Origin of the sequence: Actinomycetospora chlora, assembly GCF_039542135.1 — a bacterium.
GTDB lineage: Bacteria > Actinomycetota > Actinomycetes > Mycobacteriales > Pseudonocardiaceae > Actinomycetospora > Actinomycetospora chlora.
The window spans coordinates 32,147-48,350 of the sequence record NZ_BAABHO010000003.1 but is presented as its reverse complement, the minus strand read 5'-3'; the positions used below and the strand labels follow the sequence as shown (position 1 = coordinate 48,350).

The window sequence follows — 16,204 nt, the reverse complement described above, 5'->3', positions numbered from 1 at the left end:
GCCGCTCTGTGACCGAAGGGCCCCCTCGCTCGAGTAGATCGAGCGAGGGGGCCCTCCGGTCAGATCAGGGCGCGCAGGGCGTCGCGGGTGGTGGCGAGGGCGGCGGCGGGGTCGTCCCAGAAGACCATGTGGCCCGTGCCCGGGACCTCGACGACCGACGCCTCGGGGTTCGCCTTCGCGGCCTCCTCCGCCCCGGCCGCGGTGACGACCGGGCTGTCGCCGCCGTGGATCAGCACGGTCGGGGCGGGGACGTGCGGCCAGACGGCGAAGAAGTCCTCGCACTCGAAGCCCGCGTGCGTCGCGACGATCGCGTCGCGCGAGATGGAGCCCATCCACCGGGCGCGCAGCTCCTGCTCGCGGCGCGGCCAGCGGGGCCAGGACGCGGCGACCTCGTCGGCGGTCGTCCCGCGGCGGGCCTGGTCGAGCTGGCCGAGGAAGGCCTCGAGGGTCGTCGGGTACGGGCCGCGACCGGGGCCGCTCATCGGCGGGTCGACGAGGACCGAGCCGCGCACACCGACCCGGCCGGCCGCCGCGGTGGCGGCGACGACGCGCGCGCCCATCGAGTGGCCGAGCAGGATCGGGCGCTCCAGGCGCAGCCCGCGCACTACGGCCTCGACGTCGCGGGCGTAGGTGTCGAGGTCGTAGGCGTCCCCGTTGTCGGACAGGCCGCGCCCGCGGACGTCGAGGACGACCGGGCGCACGAGGTCGGTGAGCCCGCGCACCACGAAGTCCATGCTGATCGCCGGGCTCGTGATGCCGGGGACCACGACCAGGGGCGGGCGGCCCTCCGGGCCGTAGTCGAGCAGGTGCAGCATCGGGCCGCGGGAGCGGATCCAGCGGCTGTCGGCCGGCACCTCGCCCAGGTCGGCGAGCGCCGGCTGGGACAGGATGCGCTGGCTCGCGGGTTCGGTCACCGGTCGGCCTTCCGGAAGGGGTCGTCGAGGTAGGCGACGGCGTCGTCGAGGGCGACGACATCGGCGTACTTCGCCTGCAGGTCGAACAGTGCCGCATCGTGCGGGGCCCGCGCGCGGTCACCGCAGGCGTCGGCGACGACGAGCGTGTCCATGCCGGACTGGACGGCGTCGACGGCGGTGGCCCGGACGCAGCCGGAGGTCGTGGCGCCGCAGACGACGGCGGTGTCGACGTGCAGGCTCGCCAGCAGCGTGGCGAGCGGCGAGCCGTGGAACGCCGACGCGCCCTTCTTGGTGACGACGGGGTCCCCGGGGCGGTGGTCGAGGCGCGGGTCGAGGGCGACGGCGTCGCTGCCCTCACGCAGGGCGCGCATGCCGGGCGCCTTGCGCAGCCAGGCGACGACGTCGCCGTCGGCCTCGGCGGGGGTGTAGCTGATCACGGTCCAGACGACCGGCGCGCCGCCGCGGCGGGCGGCCTCGACGAGACGGTTGGTGGCCTCGACCTCGGCGGTCAGGTCCGAGCCCGACGGGAACGCGGGCTCGGTGAAGCCGCGCGTGAGGTCGACGACCACCAGCGCGGGCCGCGTCCCGCAGGGCACGGCGGCGCCGAACCCGGCGCGGGCGTAGACGGCGTCGGTGTCAGCGGGCACGGCGCAACTCCCGGATGAGCTCCTTCTGCCCGCGCAGGCGTCCGAGCAGGTAGCCCTGGACGACGCCGACCGCCGCCGCGCCGGCGAGGGCGGCCCAGCGCCCGGCACCGGACGGCAGCAGCATGGCGAGGCCGTCGACCGGGTCCTCCGCCGGCGTGTCGCGCACCGAGGATGTGGCGATCCTGGCACCAGACGCCAGCAATGCCGCGTTGCTCGCACCGGAGGTGCCCGACCCGCCGGCGAGCTCGCCGGCGAGGTTGCGGGCGAACTGGTCGAGCAGGCGGCCCGAGACCGTCGTGATCGCGCCCTTGCCGAACTGGGCGATCTTGCCCCGGACCAGCAGGTCGGTGTGCAGGTCGAGCGTCGAGCCCTCGACGGTCTCGGACACCGTGAGCACGACGTCGGCCTCGGCGTCGCCGGCGCCGTGGGCGTCCGACGCCCGGGCCGACAGCCGCAGCATCCGCTTCTCCGGGACGACCTCGGTGAACCGCAGCGTGCCGGCGTAGGCGGCGCTGATCGGGCCGACCTTGACCTTCACGCGACCGCGGTAGGCCTCGCCGTCGCGACCCTCCAGAGCCGCGCCGGGCAGGCAGCCCGCGACGCGCTCCACGTCGTTCAGCAGCGCGAACAGGTCGTCCGGCGCCGCCGGGACGTCGAGGTGGTTGTCCAGGATCACGCGCGGGCCTCCCGCCTCGAGCACGCCGTTGCGTGCACCGCGTCGACGATGGTCTGGTAGCCGGTGCACCGGCAGAGGTTCGCCGAGAGCGCCTCGCGGAGGTCCTCGCGCGACGCGTCGGGCTGCTCGCCCAGCACACCCTCGGCGAGCATGAGGAAGCCCGGGGTGCAGAAGCCGCACTGCAGCCCGTGGTGGTCGCTGAACGCCTGCTGCAGGTCCGACAGCGCGCCGTCGTGGTCGAGCGACTCGACCGTGCGCACGTCGGCGCCCTCGGCCTGCACGGCGAACACCAGGCAGGCGCGTACCGGGGCGCCGTCGAGCAGGACGGTGCACGCCCCGCACACCCCGTGCTCGCAGCCGACGTGCGTGCCGGTGAGGCGCAGGTCGTGGCGCACGACGTCGGCGAGCGTGCGCCGCGGCTCGACGACGACCTCGTGCTCGGTGTCGTTGACGGTCAGGGTCAGCAGATGCGGATCGTTCACGGACCCTCCAGGGCGTCCAGCACCGTGCGGGGATGGATCGGGGTGGTGTCCAGCTCGACGCCGGTGTGGCGCAGGGCGTCGTTGACGGCGTTGAGGACGGCGGCGGGCGCGCCGATCGTGCCGCCCTCGCCGGCGCCCTTCGCCCCGTTCTCGGTGAACGCGCACGGCGTCTCGAGGTGCGTGATCGACACGTGGGGGATCTCGGTGGCCGTCGGCACGAGGTAGTCGATGAAGGACGCGGCCGACGGCTCGCCGTGCGCGTCGTAGGTGACCTCCTCGAACAGCGCCCCGGCGATGCCCTGCGCGATCCCGCCGCGGCACTGGCCGTCGACCACCTGCGGGTGGATGACGACCCCGCAGTCCTCGACGCACACGTAGCGCAGGATGCGGATGGCGCCGGTGCCCGGGTCGGCCTCGACGACGACGGCGTGGGTCGCGTTGGAGAACGTGCCGTCGCCGGGGACGTCGAAGCTCGCCGTCGCGGTCAGCGCCGGCTCGACGTCCTTGGGCAGCAGGTGGCTGCGCAGGTAGGCGACGTCGGCGATGTCCTCGTAGCTCAGCCGTCGCGCCGGGTCGTCGAGCACCACCACCCCGCCGTCCCCGTCGAGATCGACGTTCTCGGGGCGGGTGTCGAGCAGGTGCGCGGCGATGTGGCGCAGGCGCTCGCCGAGCCGCTCGGCGGCCAGCGCGACCGCCGAGCCGCCGATCGTCACCGACCGGGACGCGAACGTCCCCCAGCCGTAGGCGATGCGCTCGGTGTCGCCCTGGCGCAGCTTGACCCGACCCGGGTCGATGCCGAGCCGGTCGGCGACGATCTGCGCGAACGTCGTCTCGTGGGACTGGCCGTGGTTCATCGTCCCGCTGGTGACCACCACCGCGCCGGTGGTGTCCATGCGGATCTCGGAGAGGTCGAATCCGGGGACCACGGTCATGCGGCGCTTGGCGAACGCCTCCGAGCCGTAGCCGGTGCGCTCGGAGAAGCAGCAGTAGCCGATGCCGACGTGGCGGTCGCCGGCGTCGCGGACGTCGTACCAGCCCTCGTCGCGGATCGTCGCCTCGGCGAGGTCGAGCGACTCGCGGTAGGTCCCCGGGTCGTAGGTGACGGCGTTGACGCCGGTGTAGGGGAACTCGGTGACGACGTTGCGGCGCCGGATCTCCACCGGGTCCAGGCCGAGCTCCCGCGCGGCGCGTTCCATGACGCGCTCGATCGCCACGACGTACTGCGGGCGGCTGACCCCGCGGTAGGGGGCGGTCGGGGCCTTGTTGCTGGTCAGCGCCCGCCCGCGCACGCGGTAGGCGGGGACGCGGTACACGCTGGGCAACTCCGCCGACGCCATCAGCGGCTCGATGCCCGCGGTGAAGGGGTAGCAGGAGTAGGCGCCCATGTCGCAGACGACGTCGACGTCGAGCGCCGTGATGCGGCCGTCCGCGTCGAACGCCGCGCGCGTGCGGTAGCGCTGCTCGCGGGCCAGGAACCCGGCGGTCAGCGCCTCGCGCCGGTCCTCGATCCACTTGACGGGGCGGTGCAGCCGGCGCGCCACCGCGGCGACGGCGATCTCCTCGCGGCCGACGACGCACTTCTGCCCGAAGCCGCCGCCCATGTCCGGGACGGTGACCCGCACCGTGCGCTCCGGGACGTCCAGGCAGCGCGCGACCAGCGTCCGGACCTGGTGCGGCACCTGGCTACAGGTCTGCACCAGCAGCTGGTCGTCCCGGGCGTCCCACGACGCCACCGCGCCGCGGGTCTCCAGCGGCAGGGCGTTCTGGCGCCCGCTGCGCGTCGTGACCTCGACCGTCAGCGCCGCGTCCGCGAACGCCGCGTCCACGCCCGGGGTGTCGAACATCGACACGTCGAGCAGGACGTTGTCCGGGGCCTCGTCGTGGACCGTCGCCGACGCCCGCAGCGCGGTCTCCTCGTCGACCACCGCGTCGAGGGCGTCGATCTCGACCACGGCGGCCTCGATCCCGTCCTCCACGGCGTAGGGGTCGCGGGCGATCACGATCGCCACCGGCTCGCCGACGAAGCGGACCTTCCCGCGCGCCAGCACCGGCATCGCCGTCGGCGTGAACTCCTCGGCGGGCCGGTCGAGCAGGGCCACGACGTCACCGAGGGCGAGGTCCGCGGCGTCGTACGCGGCGACGACGCCCGGGACCGCGCGTACCGCGGTGAGGTCGACCCGCGTCAGGTGCCCGTGCGCGACGGTCGAGCGCACGAAGCCCGCGTGCAGCATCCCGGGCAGGGCGATGTCGTCGACGAAGCGCCCGCGGCCGGTGAGCAGGCGCGGGTCCTCGTGGCGCGGCACCGAGGCACCGACCCAGCGGCCCCGGCGCCCGTCGAACCGGGGACCGGCCGTGGACGGCTCGGTGGCGGTCACCGTGCCCCTCCCGCGGCCTCGCGGCAGGCGTCGGCGACGAGGGTGCGGGTCAGGCGCCGGCGGTAGGCGGCGGTGGTCTGCGCGTCGTCCGGCGGGTCGATCGCCGCGGCCGCCGCGGCGGCGACCTCGGCGAACAGCGCGTCCCCGGCCGGGCCGCCGCGCGCGAGCACCGCCTCGGCCTCGGCGACCCGTACCGGTGCGGGCGCGGCGCCGCCGAGGACGACCCGCCCGCCGGTCACCGTGTCGCCCGCGACGTCGAGCGCCACCGCGGCGTCCACGATCGCGAAGTCGCCGTGCCGGCGGGCGAACTCGGCGAGCGCCGCGTGCGGGGCGGGCCGGGTGAACCGCACCGCGACGACGACCTCGTCGGGCTCCACCGCCGTGGCGTAGAAGCCGTGGAACATCTCCGCCGCGGGGATCTCGCGGCGCCCGCCGGGGCCCTCGGTCACGACGACCGCGTCGAGGAGCAGCGCGAGCAGGCACCACTCCGCGGTCGCGTCGCCGTGCACGAGGCTGCCGGCGACGGTGCCGCGGCTGCGGATCGGCAGGTGCCCCACCCAGCGCATCGCGCGGGAGAGCACCCCGAACCCGTCCGGCAGCGCTGCCGTCTCGACGGCGTGGTGGGTGACCAGGGCGCCGAGGGTGAGCTGGTCCCCGTCCGAGCTGATCGCCGCCATCGACGGCACCCGCCGCAGCGGGCCGAGGTCCACCAGCGCCGACGGGCGGGCGAGCCGGAAGGTCATCATCGGCATCAGGCTCTGCCCGCCGGCGATGACCTTGGGGTCCCCGCCCGCCGCGGCCAGCTCGGTCAGCAGCCCGACGGCGTCGGCGACGTCGTGCGCGCGGTGGTAGCTGAACGCGGCGGGCTTCACGTCAGGCCTGCGCCCGCTCGACGTCGCTCTCGGCGGGAGCGTCCGGCACGTCGGTGGTGATGCGGTCGAGCTCGCGGCCCGCGGTCTCCGGGGCGCCCACCCACATGAAGACCACCGCGGCGACGACGAGCACGCCGAGCAGCGTGAACGTCAGCGGCAGGCCGAGGACGGGCCACAGGACGCTGCCGAACAGCAGCGGGGCGAACCCGGTGATCGCGCGGCTCGACGACGACGCCCAGCCGAAGCCCGAGGCGCGCAGCTCGGTGGGGTAGAGCTCGGAGACGTAGGCGTACATGACCGGGATGACGACCAGGGCGAACAGGCCGAACGCCCCGATGGCCACGACGGCCGCGGTGGGCGAGCCGAGCAGCAGGGAGAACAGCACGAGGGTCGCGGCGGCCACCGGACCGGCGATCGCGATGACCCGCTTGCGGCCGAACCGGTCGACGACCAGCACCGACAGCGCGACGCCGACGATGCCGAGGGCGTTCATGAGCGTGGTCGAGGCGAAGGCCGCGATCTCGCCGAAGCCCTGGGCCTTGAGGATCGACGGCATCCAGCTCAGGGCGGCGTAGTAGACGAGCATGACCGCGATGAACAGCGACCAGGCGACGCCGGTGACCCGCGGGTTGAAGGCCCAGACGCGGCGCAGCTGGTCGACGGCCGCGGCCCACGCGCCGCCGCGGGTGTCCTCGACCACCGGTGCGGGGATGGCGTAGGGCTCGGGCGTGGCGCCGGTGCGGGCCACCATGTCGTCGATGACGGCGCGTGCCTCGGTCTCGCGGCCCTTGCGGGACAGGTACAGCGGCGACTCGGGCACCCCGCGGCGGACCCAGAACAGCAGCAGCGCCGGCAGGATCATCAGCACGAGCATCCAGCGCCAGTTGCCGGTCACCGGGACCAGCAGCGTGGCGGAGACGCCGGCCAGGGTGGCGCCGATCGGCCACCACCCGTCCATCGCGGCGAGCACCCGGCCGCGGGAGCGCCGCGGCGAGAACTCGCTGACGATCGCGTAGTCGACCGGGATGCAGCCGCCGAGGCCGACGCCGGCGAGGAAGCGCAGCAGCAGGAACCAGCCGATGCTGGGCGAGAGCGCCCCGAGCACCGAGAACAGCGCGAAGACCAGCAGGGTGATGCTGAAGGCCTTCTTGCGCCCGATGCGGTCGGCGACGGTGCCCCAGGCGACCGCGCCGACGGCCATGCCGATGAGGTTGGCGGTGGCGACCAGGCCCTTCTGGCCCGGGGTCAGCCCGAACTCGGTGCCGACGAGCGGGGTGAGGAACCCGTTGAGGGCGACGTCCCAGGCGTCGAACATGTAGCCGAGGCCGCCGATGAGGAAGATCTTCCCCTGGACGCCCCAGCGCCAGGGCAGGTCCTGGACGATCTGGTCTCCGGTGCGCATGCCGCTCCCGTTTCGCGTGGTCGGTGTTCGTGGTCCGCGCGTCAGCGGGCGAACTGGTAGTGGATGGACTCGGTGTCGTGGTCCTGCAACGGGCTGCCGTGCCACAGCCAGTCGTAGGAGACGTCGGACTCGCCGTCGAAGCGGCGCAGCTTCTCGTCGCGCTCGCGCTGCTCGGGGCCGTCGGGCAGGTGGTAGAAGGCCATGTTCTGCAGCGACGCGTCCTGCACCATCCCGGCGTGCTTGGCCCGGCGGTCGACGTAGCGCACGAGCGCGCCGTCGATGCCGTCGCGGGTCACGCGGCCGAGCTCCTCGGCGAGCACGGCGGCGTCCTCCATCGACTGGGAGGCGCCCTGGGCCTGGTAGGGCAGCATCGCGTGGCACGCGTCGCCGAGCAGGGCGACGCGGCCGTCGATCCACACCGGGTCGCGGCGGCGGCGGTACATCGCCCACAGCGACACGTCCTCGGGCTTGGCCTTGGACAGCACCGTGGGGACGCGGTCGTCCCAGTCGGCGAAGTCCGCGGCGAGCTGCTCGGGGGTCGCCGGGCCGCTCCAGTCGGCGGCGATGGTCTCGGAGCACGGCACGATCGCGACGACGTTGAGGTACTGGCCGCCGCGGATGACGTAGTGCACGAGGTGCTTGTCCGGGCCGTACCAGATGGTCGAGTGGTAGCGATCCATGAGGAAGCGGGTGGCCGGGTCGGCGGCGACGAGCTCGCCGGGGATCAGCGCCCGGTAGGCCATCTCGCCGGAGAACACGAGGGTGTCGTCGAACCCGGCGAGGTCGCGCACCGCCGAGCGGATGCCGTCGGCGCCGACGAGCACGTCGCCGTCGAACCGGCGGCCGTCCTCGCTGATCGCCGCGGGCCGCCGCGGGTCGGTGCGGTCGAGCTCGACGACCTTGGCACCGGTGGCCAGGCGGACCACGGGACCAGGGACGTCGGGGTCGGTGCAGGCGTCGAGCAGGACGCGGTGCAGGTCGGCGCGGTGGTAGTGCCAGTACGGGGCGCCGTACTGGTCGATGACCCGCTGACCCAGGGGGAGCTGGGCGATGATGCTGCCGTCGGCCCAGCGGCGGCGGACCTGGTCCTCGGGCTGGGTGCGGATCGCCTCGAGCCGGGCGCGCAGCCCCAGACCGATGAGGATCCGGCTCGCGTTGGGCGCGGTCTGGATGCCGGCGCCGATCTCGCCGAGCTCCGGCGCGGCCTCGACGACGGTGACGTGCAGGCCTCGCTGGCGCAGCGAGAGCGCGGCGCAGAGCCCGCCCAGCCCTCCGCCGACGATGGTGACCTCGAACGACTGGCTCGCCATCGGACCGCCCTCCCGGGTGTGTGCTCGGTGTGCGGTAAATCCGAGCACGTACTATCCGAGGACGCAATACCCGAGCACGTCCCGAAACGTGGCCGTGACAGATCGACGGCGCGGTACTGGACCGTCCGGAGGAGCGTCCTGGTCGCGTGGCGGGCTAGAGGTCGTCGCGCTCCGCGACGTCCTCCCACTGGCGTCCGAGGTCGTTGAGCAGCGCGGCCAGGTGGGGGCGCTGGTCGGCGGGGCAGCCGGCGAGCAGTGCCTCGTCGAGGGCCCGGGCGCGGCGGTTGGTCTCGGCCAGCGCCGCGGCGCCCTCGTCGGTGAGCGTGAGGACCTTGGCCCGCGCGTCGTGCGGCGACTCGTGGCGGGCGATGAGGCCGCGGCGCTCCATGCGCCGGCAGACGTCGGCCATGGTCGACGTGTCCAGGGCGACCGCGCTCGCCAGCGCCGTCTGGTCGGCGTCCGGGTACGCGCGCACGGCGGACAGCACGGCGAACTGCGGGCCGGTCAGCACGGCGTCGACGTGGCGGTTCCACGCCGCGAGGTAGGCCTGGTACACCCGGCGCGCCCCGTAGCCGGGGGCCGCGACCAGGTCCGCGGGCGGGGTCAGGCGCTCCCGGCGCCGTGGGCCCGCCGGCACTGCTCCCGACCTCGCCGCCACCACGCCACCCCGTCCGTCGTCCCCCGCGCGTGGCCCCGTGGGGTCACTGCCCGTCACCGAGATGATACGTGCCCGGAACGAACTCCGGGTCGCGGCGGGACGCGTCCGATCAGTCGACCTCTTCCAGCGCGAGGCCGGTGCTGCGCGGCCCGAGGATGCCCACGTCGAGGCAGAGCAGCAGGATGAGGAACGCGGCGCCGCCGAAGACGGCGACCGGGCCCGCGGTGGCCAGCAGCGGGACGGCGATGAAGGGCATGACGACCGACGTCGCGCGGGACAGCGAGTAGGCCACGCCGCTGGCGGTCGAGCGGATCGCCGTCGGGAAGATCTCGGCCTGGTAGATGTGGAACGCGTTGGAGAACACGTTGCTCGCCGAGGTCAGCAGGAACCCCGCGAGGACGATGAGCCAGGGCGTCGCCGCGGCCGCGAAGACGATGCCCAGCACGCCGATCGCGATCGCCGACCCGACGATCAGCCACTTGCGCTCGAAGCGCTCGACCAGCGGCACCGAGATCAGCGAGCCGATCGGGTAGCCGGCGAAGGTCAGGGCCGCGTAGCCGAGCGACTCGGTGATGTCGAAGCCCTTGGCCACCAGCACCAGCGGCGCCAGCGTGCCGAAGCCGTAGTACGCGACGGTCTGCAGCACCTGGAAGATCAGCAGCATGATCATGCGGGTGCGGTAGCGGCCCGTCAGCGCCGTGCGCAGCACCGACGCCGTCGAGCGGGGCGCCGAGCGGGCCGCCGCGGGCGGCGGCGCCGGCACGTCGGCCGGGTCGACGGGGTGGCCCACCCGCGCGGCGACCCCGCGGGCCACCTCCACCGCCTCGTCGTCGCGTCCCTGCGACTCCAGCCAGCGCGGCGACTCGGGCAGCAGCCGCCGCAGCAGGAGCACGAACACCGCGCCGAGCCCGCCCGCGAGCAGCAGCCACCGCCAGCCGTCGATGCCGCCGATCTGCTGGGCGGCGACGAGCTTGCCGCCCAGCAGGGCGGCGACCGGGACACCGAGGAAGCCGACGGTGTAGGCCCACGCGGTGTACCGCCCGCGGGAGCGCGACGGCAGGAACTCGGCGAGGTAGGTGTCCACCAGCACGAGCTCGGCGCCGAGCCCGATCCCCGCGAGGAAGCGCAGCACGAGGAACCAGCCGATGTCCGGGGAGAACGCCGCGGCCACCGAGAACAGCGAGTAGGTCAGCAGGTTGAGCAGGAACACCCGGCGGCGCCCGAGGCGGTCGGCGAGCACCGACAGCACGTTGGCGCCGACGAACATGCCCAGGAAGCCGCTGGCCACGACCGCGGCCTTGCCCGCCGACCCCAGGGCGAACTCCTTCGCCAGGATCGGGGCGAGCACCCCGCCGAGGAAGACCTCGTAGAGGTCGAAGAACGTGCCGATCCCGACCAGGACGACCAACCGGCGGTGCCACCCGCTCACCGGCAGTCGCTCGAGGATCGCTCCGGCCGGGCTCGTGGGCTCCACCGCCCCCGTCGACAGCGCCATCCGCGGATCGTCGCCTTCACGCGCTGTTCACGCCAGGCGACTGACCGGATTGTCTGATAATCAGACAGCGAGGCGTGGCTCGCGGCCCAGCCACGCGACGAGGCGGGTGTACGGCGCGGCGCCGTCCGCCACCGGCACCGGTGGGCCGAACGGGATCGGCCCGCCGCGCGGCTCCGCCGGCACCATCCGGTGCGACGTCTCCTCGGTCGCGGCCGCGAGATCCTCGTCGAGCTCGCCGGTGCGGTCGGTGGCCGCGGCGAGGTCCCAGGCGTGGACGGTGAGCTCCTGGACGTAGCCGAAGCCGACGAAGCGGCCGGGCATCGTGCCCCAGGGCACGGTGAGCTCGCGGTCGAGCACGGTGTCGTCGCGCCCGTCGAGGCCCCACACGCGGTCGATGTCGGCGCGGGCGGCGGCGAGCGCGGTCGCCGGGTCGTCGACGACGCCGGCGGCCGGGTCGGCCGGGACGTCGGAGAAGTGGCCGCCGGCGCCGACGTGGGCGATGCGGCGGTGGACGCCGACGAGGTGGCCGAGCAGGGCGCGCACGTCCCAGCCGTCGCACGGCGTCGGGCGGTCGAGGTGCTCGGGCGCGGTGCCGGCGATGAGCGTGCCGATCTGGTCGAGCGCGCGGGTCAGCAGGGGGCGGGGGTCGGGGGCGGTCATCGTGTGTCTCCTCCTCGGGGGACGGTCAGCTGTTGTCGTCGGGGCGTGCCACGCGCAGCAGCAGCGCGACCCAGGTGCGGTAGGGGCGGAGCTGCTCGACGAGGTCGTCGAGCGGGTCGTCGGGGTGGCGGTCGTGGAGGCGCGCGAGGGCGGCGCGGCAGCGAGGCTCGTTCTCGGGCCACTCGTCGACCACGCCGCACGCGCGCAGCCACACGAGCGAGGCGTAGAAGTCGCCGATGCCGCGGATGCGCTTGACGGCGGCGCGGGCGCCCGCGGGCCCGAGCGCGCGCAGCCGCTCGACGTCGAGCTCGCCCGCGAGCGCGGCCTCGGCGACGCCGTGCAGTCGGCGGACCTTCTCGGCCGGGAGCCCGGGCAGCTCCCGGAGGTCGCGCAGGGCCTCGGGGCGCGGGAAGGTCGTGATCTCGGCGCCGGCGACGGTGAGCACCTCGCCGTGGGCGGCGGCGAGGCGCCGGAACACGGTGCCGGCCTGGCGCTCGCCGATCCGCGCGGAGACGACGGCCCAGGCGGCGGCCTCGTACGGCCCGCCGAACAGCGTCGGGCGCAGGCCGGGCTGCCCGGCCATCAGCCGCCCGATCGCCGGGAGCCGCCGGCCCACGTCGGGGTAGTCGCGGGCGTCGTGGTCGAGCGAGAGCATGCGCGTGACCTGGGCGAGCGCGACGTGCTCGGCGCCGTCGGCGCCGGCGACCTCGACCTCCACCGGCCCGTCCGGCGTGGCCTGGCGCAGGGCGAAGGCGACGGGACGGTGGTCGCCGTCGAGGGGGGCGGTGAGGCGGAGCGGCTCCTCGGGGGTGGGGGTGTGGCGGGTGATCGGGGCCCACCGGCCGACGAACGCGCGGGTGCGCTCGAGGTCGAAGGGCCCGAGTGGGGTGAGTCGGTGGGCCGTGCCCGTGGTCGGAGCGGTCATGGGGGAGAGCATGCGACCCGATACACGACACGTGCTGTCGTGTATCTGAGGCATTCTTCGTCGCGTGCGCTCGGACCGCCTGCTCGCCACGCTGCTGCTCCTGCAGACCCACGGCCGCCTGCCCGCGCCCGAGATCGCGCGGCGCCTCGAGGTCTCCGTGCGCACCGTGCAGCGCGACGTCGAGGCCCTGTCCTCGGCCGGCGTGCCGGTGTACTGCGAGCGCGGCCGGCGCGGCGGGGTCGTCCTCGTCGAGGGCTACCGCACCGACGTCACGGGGATGACCGACGACGAGCTGCGCGCGCTGGTGGCGCTGGGGGCGTCCGCGGACGGGCCCGGAGGCGGTACGGCGCTGGGCACGGCGCTGGCGTCGGCGTCGCGCAAGCTGCTCGCGGCCGTGCCGGACGCGCGCCGCGAGGGCGTCGACCGCGCCCGGCGCCGGCTGCTCGTCGAGCACCAGGGCTGGCGGCGCGCGCCCGAGGACCTGCCCGCCCTGCCCGCGCTCGACGCCGCGCTCGTCGCCGACGAGCGCGTGCGCATCCGCTACGCCACCGGCGACGCCGCCGTCGCCACCTGGCGCACGGTCGACCCGTACGGCCTGGTCAGCAAGGCGGGCACCTGGTACCTCATCGCCGCCCACCGCGGCCGGCCGAAGATGTACCGCGTCAGCCGCGTGCGCGACGTGGCGGCGACCGGGCAGCCCGCCCGGCGCCCGGACGAGCGCGACCTCGCCGAGGTCTGGGCGGAGCTGCGCGATCGCCTGCAGACGTCGACCGAGGAGGTCGTGGCGCGCGTGCTCGTCGACCCGGCGTGGGCGCCCACGCTGCGCCGGGTGGCGCTGGCCGTGCTGGCCGGCCCGTGGCGGCAGGAGGGCACCGCGCCCGACGGCCGCGAGATCCTCGTCGCACCGTTCCGGTCGCTGCTCGCGGCGCGGGCCGGGCTGCTCGGCTACGGGGAGGCCGTCGAGGTGCTCGAACCACCCGCGCTCCGCGCGGAGATGGCACGGGCGGCCGGGGCCGTCGTGGCGCTGTACGGGGGGCGGGATTCGTCCGGGCCCCATTAAGGTTCCGGCCCATGACGACGGTGTTGGTGACCGGGGGCGGCGAGCGACTGGGCGAGGTGGCCGAGGCCATCCGCGCGACGGGGGCGGAGACCACGGTGGTGGACACGCTCGACCGGCTCGGCGAGGCGGTGGCGGGCACCACCTTCGACGCGTACGTGCAGCTGCCGGTGGCGATGACCCCCCGCAGCGGGAGCCTCGTCTCGCGCGTCGAGCAGTTCCTCTCCGAGGGCCTGCTGTCCCGCTTCCGCGCGGCGGAGACGGTGCTGCCGCAGCTGCAGGACTCGGCGACGGTGATCCTCGTCGGCGGCCAGACCAACGTCGACATCGACGCCCCGGACGACCAGGAGGCGCGCACCGCGCTCATGCGCGTGCTCGCCCACGCCCTGCGCGCCGAGCGGGCGCCCGGGCACCTGCGGGTGCGCACCGCGGGCCCGGAGTGGAGCGGCGCCGACATCGCCAAGCAGATCACCGAGGGCGGGTCGGGCGGGGACGTGCCCGAGCAGACCGGCGACCGCCAGGCCATCGGCAAGGCCTACGCCGACTGGCGCGCCGAGGTGCTCGGGCTCGTCCGCGTGGAGTTCTGAGGCGGTTCCGAGCCCGGGGACGCGGGACCGTCAGGGCGCGGCGAGCGCCGAGCCCTGGCGGTACTCGTCCCACGGGATCGTCCAGTCCGCGATGTCGCCGTCGCGGGTGGTCAGCGGCCGCTCCGAGCCGACGATCTCCACCGGGTCGCCCATCTGCACCCAGTTGTAGAAGAACTCGCCGTTGGCGGGCGAGAGGTTCACGCACCCATGTGACACGTTGCTGCGCCCCTGCTGGCGCACGGTGTCCGGGTTGACGTGCACGAACTCGCCGTTGTTGGAGATGCGCACGGCCAACGGCAGGTTCTCGTCGTAGAAGCCGGGCTGGCCCTCGCCGGGGCCGCCCCACGTGTCCGAGCGCATCCGCTTGACCTCGTGCTTCTCGAACGCGACGTGCACGCCGTACTGCGTCGGGTACTGCGCCCGCCCGTACGACGCGGGCAGCGTCCGCAGCTCCCGGCCGTCCTGGTAGAGCACGAGCGTGTGGGCGTTGACGTCGCCGCGGGCGCGCTGGTCGCGGCCGACGGTGAAGGAGAACGAGCGGTCCTCGCCGCCGTAGACGCCGCCGCCGGTGTCGACGCCGACCAGCCGCGCGTCGACCGTGACCTGCGTGCCGGGCCGCCAGTAGTCCTTCGGGCGCCAGTTGAGCTGCTCGTCGGACATCCAGTGGAACGAGCCCTCGGTGGGCACCGAGGTGCGCACCGACACGCGGCGCTCGACAGCGGCCCGGTCGGTGACGGCGTCGGTGAACGTGATCGAGACCGGCATCGCGACGCCGACGGTCTGCCCGTCGCTGGGGCGGATGCTCGCGGTCTCGACCGTGTCCTCGGGGGCCACGGTGCGGAAGGTCTGCTCGAGCGGCGCGCCGGGCCGTCCCTGCGCGTCCACGCCGGTGGCCTGCACGCGGTACTCGGTGTCGTAGGCCAGGGCGCCGCTGGTCCACCGCGTGCCCGACGGGTCGGGGGTGCCGGCGAGGGCGGCGCCGCCGGTGGGCGTGACCGTCACCGCGGTGAGGCGGCCGTCGGCGGCCGTGACGACGAGCGGCTCGGCCGGTGCGACGCCGGTCGCGCCCGGGGCGAGGGGCCCCGTCCCGATCGACGCGGCCAGCGCCACCGGCGGCGTCGGGGGCGGCGGCGGTGCGGCCGGGGCCGGTGACGCGCACGCGCCCAGCAGGGCGAGCAGCGCGGCGAGCACCACGATCGGGACCGCCCCCGTCCGGCCGGTCACGCCGTGCGTGCGTTGCGTCTGCGCCACACCGTCCTCCTTCTCCCGTTCCGGGGAGATCCTGCCCCGACATCCTCGTCTGGGCGAGACGTCCGGGGACGCACCGCGGTTGCGTGTCGGTGATGTCGATCAGGTCTCGGTCCCGGCGGGCCGCCGGCTGGACAGCGTCTCAGGGCGGTCTCAGGCCGTCCCCTCACACTGTGCCCATGCGGATCCTCGTCGCGGACGACGACCGGGCCGTGCGCGACTCCCTGCGCCGGTCCCTGGCGTTCAACGGCTACCAGGTCGAGCTCGCCGCCGACGGGCAGCAGGCGCTCGACGCGCTCGCGGGCGACGGTCAGCGGCCCGACGCCCTCGTGCTCGACGTCATGATGCCGCGCGTCGACGGGCTGGAGGTGTGCCGCCGGCTGCGCAACGCGGGCGACGACATCCCCGTGCTCGTGCTCACTGCGCGCGAGGCCGTGTCCGACCGCGTCGCGGGCCTGGACGCCGGCGCCGACGACTACCTGGCCAAGCCGTTCGCGCTCGAGGAGCTGCTGGCACGGCTGCGCGCGCTGCTGCGCCGCACGACGCCCGACGAGCGCACGCTCGGCACGCCCGACCCGGAGCCGCTGCGCTTCGGCGACCTCTCGCTCGACCCCGTGACGCGCGAGGTGCGCCGCGGCGAGCGGCCGATCAGCCTCACGCGCACCGAGTTCTCGCTGCTCGAGCTGTTCATGGCCAACCCGCGCCGGGTGCTGACGCGCAGCCGCATCCTCGAGGACGTCTGGGGCTACGACTTCCCGACCACGGGCAACGCCCTCGAGGTGTACGTCGGCTACCTGCGCCGCAAGACCGAGGCCGAGGGCGAGCCGCGCCTCATCCACACCGTCCGCGGCGTCGGCTACGTCCTGCGCGAGACCCCGCCGTGATCCCTACGTGCG

The 16,204-nt window shown here is 74.9% G+C and carries 16 protein-coding genes; 3 read left to right on the top strand and 13 right to left on the bottom strand.

The window, feature by feature from the left end; all coding sequences use genetic code 11:
• Positions 1 to 59 precede the first annotated feature (59 nt).
• The 12 genes from ABD994_RS02470 to ABD994_RS02415 form a co-directional block, all read right to left on the bottom strand.
• On the bottom strand, positions 60 to 914 hold the full coding sequence (locus ABD994_RS02470) for an alpha/beta fold hydrolase (RefSeq protein WP_345410787.1): 855 nt from the start codon (positions 912 to 914) through the stop codon (positions 60 to 62).
• The gene (locus ABD994_RS02465; protein WP_345410786.1) at positions 911 to 1,561 is read right to left on the bottom strand and encodes an isochorismatase family protein; all 651 of its coding nucleotides are present in this window, start codon (positions 1,559 to 1,561) and stop codon (positions 911 to 913) included. The genes ABD994_RS02470 and ABD994_RS02465 overlap by 4 nt, the downstream gene beginning before the upstream one ends.
• Entirely contained in the window at positions 1,551 to 2,237 is a 687-nt protein-coding gene (locus ABD994_RS02460) for an SRPBCC family protein (RefSeq protein WP_345410784.1), read from the bottom strand. Before ABD994_RS02460 ends, ABD994_RS02465 begins: the two co-directional genes overlap by 11 nt.
• Positions 2,234 to 2,719, bottom strand: coding sequence for a (2Fe-2S)-binding protein (locus ABD994_RS02455; RefSeq protein WP_345410783.1), 486 nt, complete (start codon positions 2,717 to 2,719; stop codon positions 2,234 to 2,236). Before ABD994_RS02455 ends, ABD994_RS02460 begins: the two co-directional genes overlap by 4 nt.
• The gene (locus tag ABD994_RS02450) at positions 2,716 to 5,094 is read right to left on the bottom strand and encodes a xanthine dehydrogenase family protein molybdopterin-binding subunit (RefSeq protein WP_345410782.1); all 2,379 of its coding nucleotides are present in this window, start codon (positions 5,092 to 5,094) and stop codon (positions 2,716 to 2,718) included. The genes ABD994_RS02455 and ABD994_RS02450 overlap by 4 nt, the downstream gene beginning before the upstream one ends.
• Positions 5,091 to 5,966: an FAD binding domain-containing protein gene (locus ABD994_RS02445; protein WP_345410780.1), complete on the bottom strand. Its 876-nt coding sequence runs from the start codon at positions 5,964 to 5,966 to the stop codon at positions 5,091 to 5,093. The genes ABD994_RS02450 and ABD994_RS02445 overlap by 4 nt, the downstream gene beginning before the upstream one ends.
• Before the next feature lies 1 nt (position 5,967).
• Positions 5,968 to 7,368, bottom strand: coding sequence for an MFS transporter (locus tag ABD994_RS02440; RefSeq protein WP_345410779.1), 1,401 nt, complete (start codon positions 7,366 to 7,368; stop codon positions 5,968 to 5,970).
• Positions 7,369 to 7,409: 41 nt separating this feature from the next.
• Entirely contained in the window at positions 7,410 to 8,678 is a 1,269-nt protein-coding gene (locus ABD994_RS02435) for an FAD-dependent monooxygenase (protein WP_345410778.1), read from the bottom strand.
• Between the two features lie 154 nt (positions 8,679 to 8,832).
• On the bottom strand, positions 8,833 to 9,315 hold the full coding sequence (locus tag ABD994_RS02430) for a MarR family winged helix-turn-helix transcriptional regulator (protein WP_345410777.1): 483 nt from the start codon (positions 9,313 to 9,315) through the stop codon (positions 8,833 to 8,835).
• A 130-nt stretch (positions 9,316 to 9,445) separates the two neighbouring features.
• Positions 9,446 to 10,831 carry an MFS transporter gene (locus tag ABD994_RS02425; protein ID WP_345410775.1) on the bottom strand — a complete coding sequence of 462 codons (1,386 nt, stop codon included), beginning with the start codon at positions 10,829 to 10,831 and terminating at the stop codon, positions 9,446 to 9,448.
• A 60-nt stretch (positions 10,832 to 10,891) separates the two neighbouring features.
• Positions 10,892 to 11,491, bottom strand: coding sequence for a TIGR03086 family metal-binding protein (locus tag ABD994_RS02420; protein WP_345410774.1), 600 nt, complete (start codon positions 11,489 to 11,491; stop codon positions 10,892 to 10,894).
• A 25-nt stretch (positions 11,492 to 11,516) separates the two neighbouring features.
• Complete coding sequence (locus ABD994_RS02415) at positions 11,517 to 12,416, bottom strand: DNA-3-methyladenine glycosylase family protein (RefSeq protein WP_345410773.1); 900 nt, start codon at positions 12,414 to 12,416, stop codon at positions 11,517 to 11,519.
• A gap of 64 nt (positions 12,417 to 12,480) precedes the next feature.
• Here ABD994_RS02415 and ABD994_RS02410 point away from each other — a divergent pair, with 64 nt between their 5' ends.
• Together ABD994_RS02410 and ABD994_RS02405 are read left to right on the top strand one after the other, a co-directional pair.
• On the top strand, positions 12,481 to 13,476 hold the full coding sequence (locus tag ABD994_RS02410; protein WP_345410772.1) for a helix-turn-helix transcriptional regulator: 996 nt from the start codon (positions 12,481 to 12,483) through the stop codon (positions 13,474 to 13,476).
• Positions 13,477 to 13,487: 11 nt separating this feature from the next.
• Positions 13,488 to 14,060 carry a hypothetical protein gene (locus ABD994_RS02405; protein ID WP_345410771.1) on the top strand — a complete coding sequence of 191 codons (573 nt, stop codon included), beginning with the start codon at positions 13,488 to 13,490 and terminating at the stop codon, positions 14,058 to 14,060.
• Between the two features lie 30 nt (positions 14,061 to 14,090).
• Here ABD994_RS02405 and ABD994_RS02400 read toward each other — a convergent pair whose 3' ends face one another.
• Positions 14,091 to 15,311 carry a L,D-transpeptidase gene (locus tag ABD994_RS02400; RefSeq protein WP_345410770.1) on the bottom strand — a complete coding sequence of 407 codons (1,221 nt, stop codon included), beginning with the start codon at positions 15,309 to 15,311 and terminating at the stop codon, positions 14,091 to 14,093.
• Positions 15,312 to 15,487: 176 nt separating this feature from the next.
• Between ABD994_RS02400 and ABD994_RS02395 the strand changes: the two genes are divergently transcribed.
• Positions 15,488 to 16,192 carry a response regulator transcription factor gene (locus ABD994_RS02395; RefSeq protein WP_345410769.1) on the top strand — a complete coding sequence of 235 codons (705 nt, stop codon included), beginning with the start codon at positions 15,488 to 15,490 and terminating at the stop codon, positions 16,190 to 16,192.
• Positions 16,193 to 16,204: the final 12 nt, after the last annotated feature.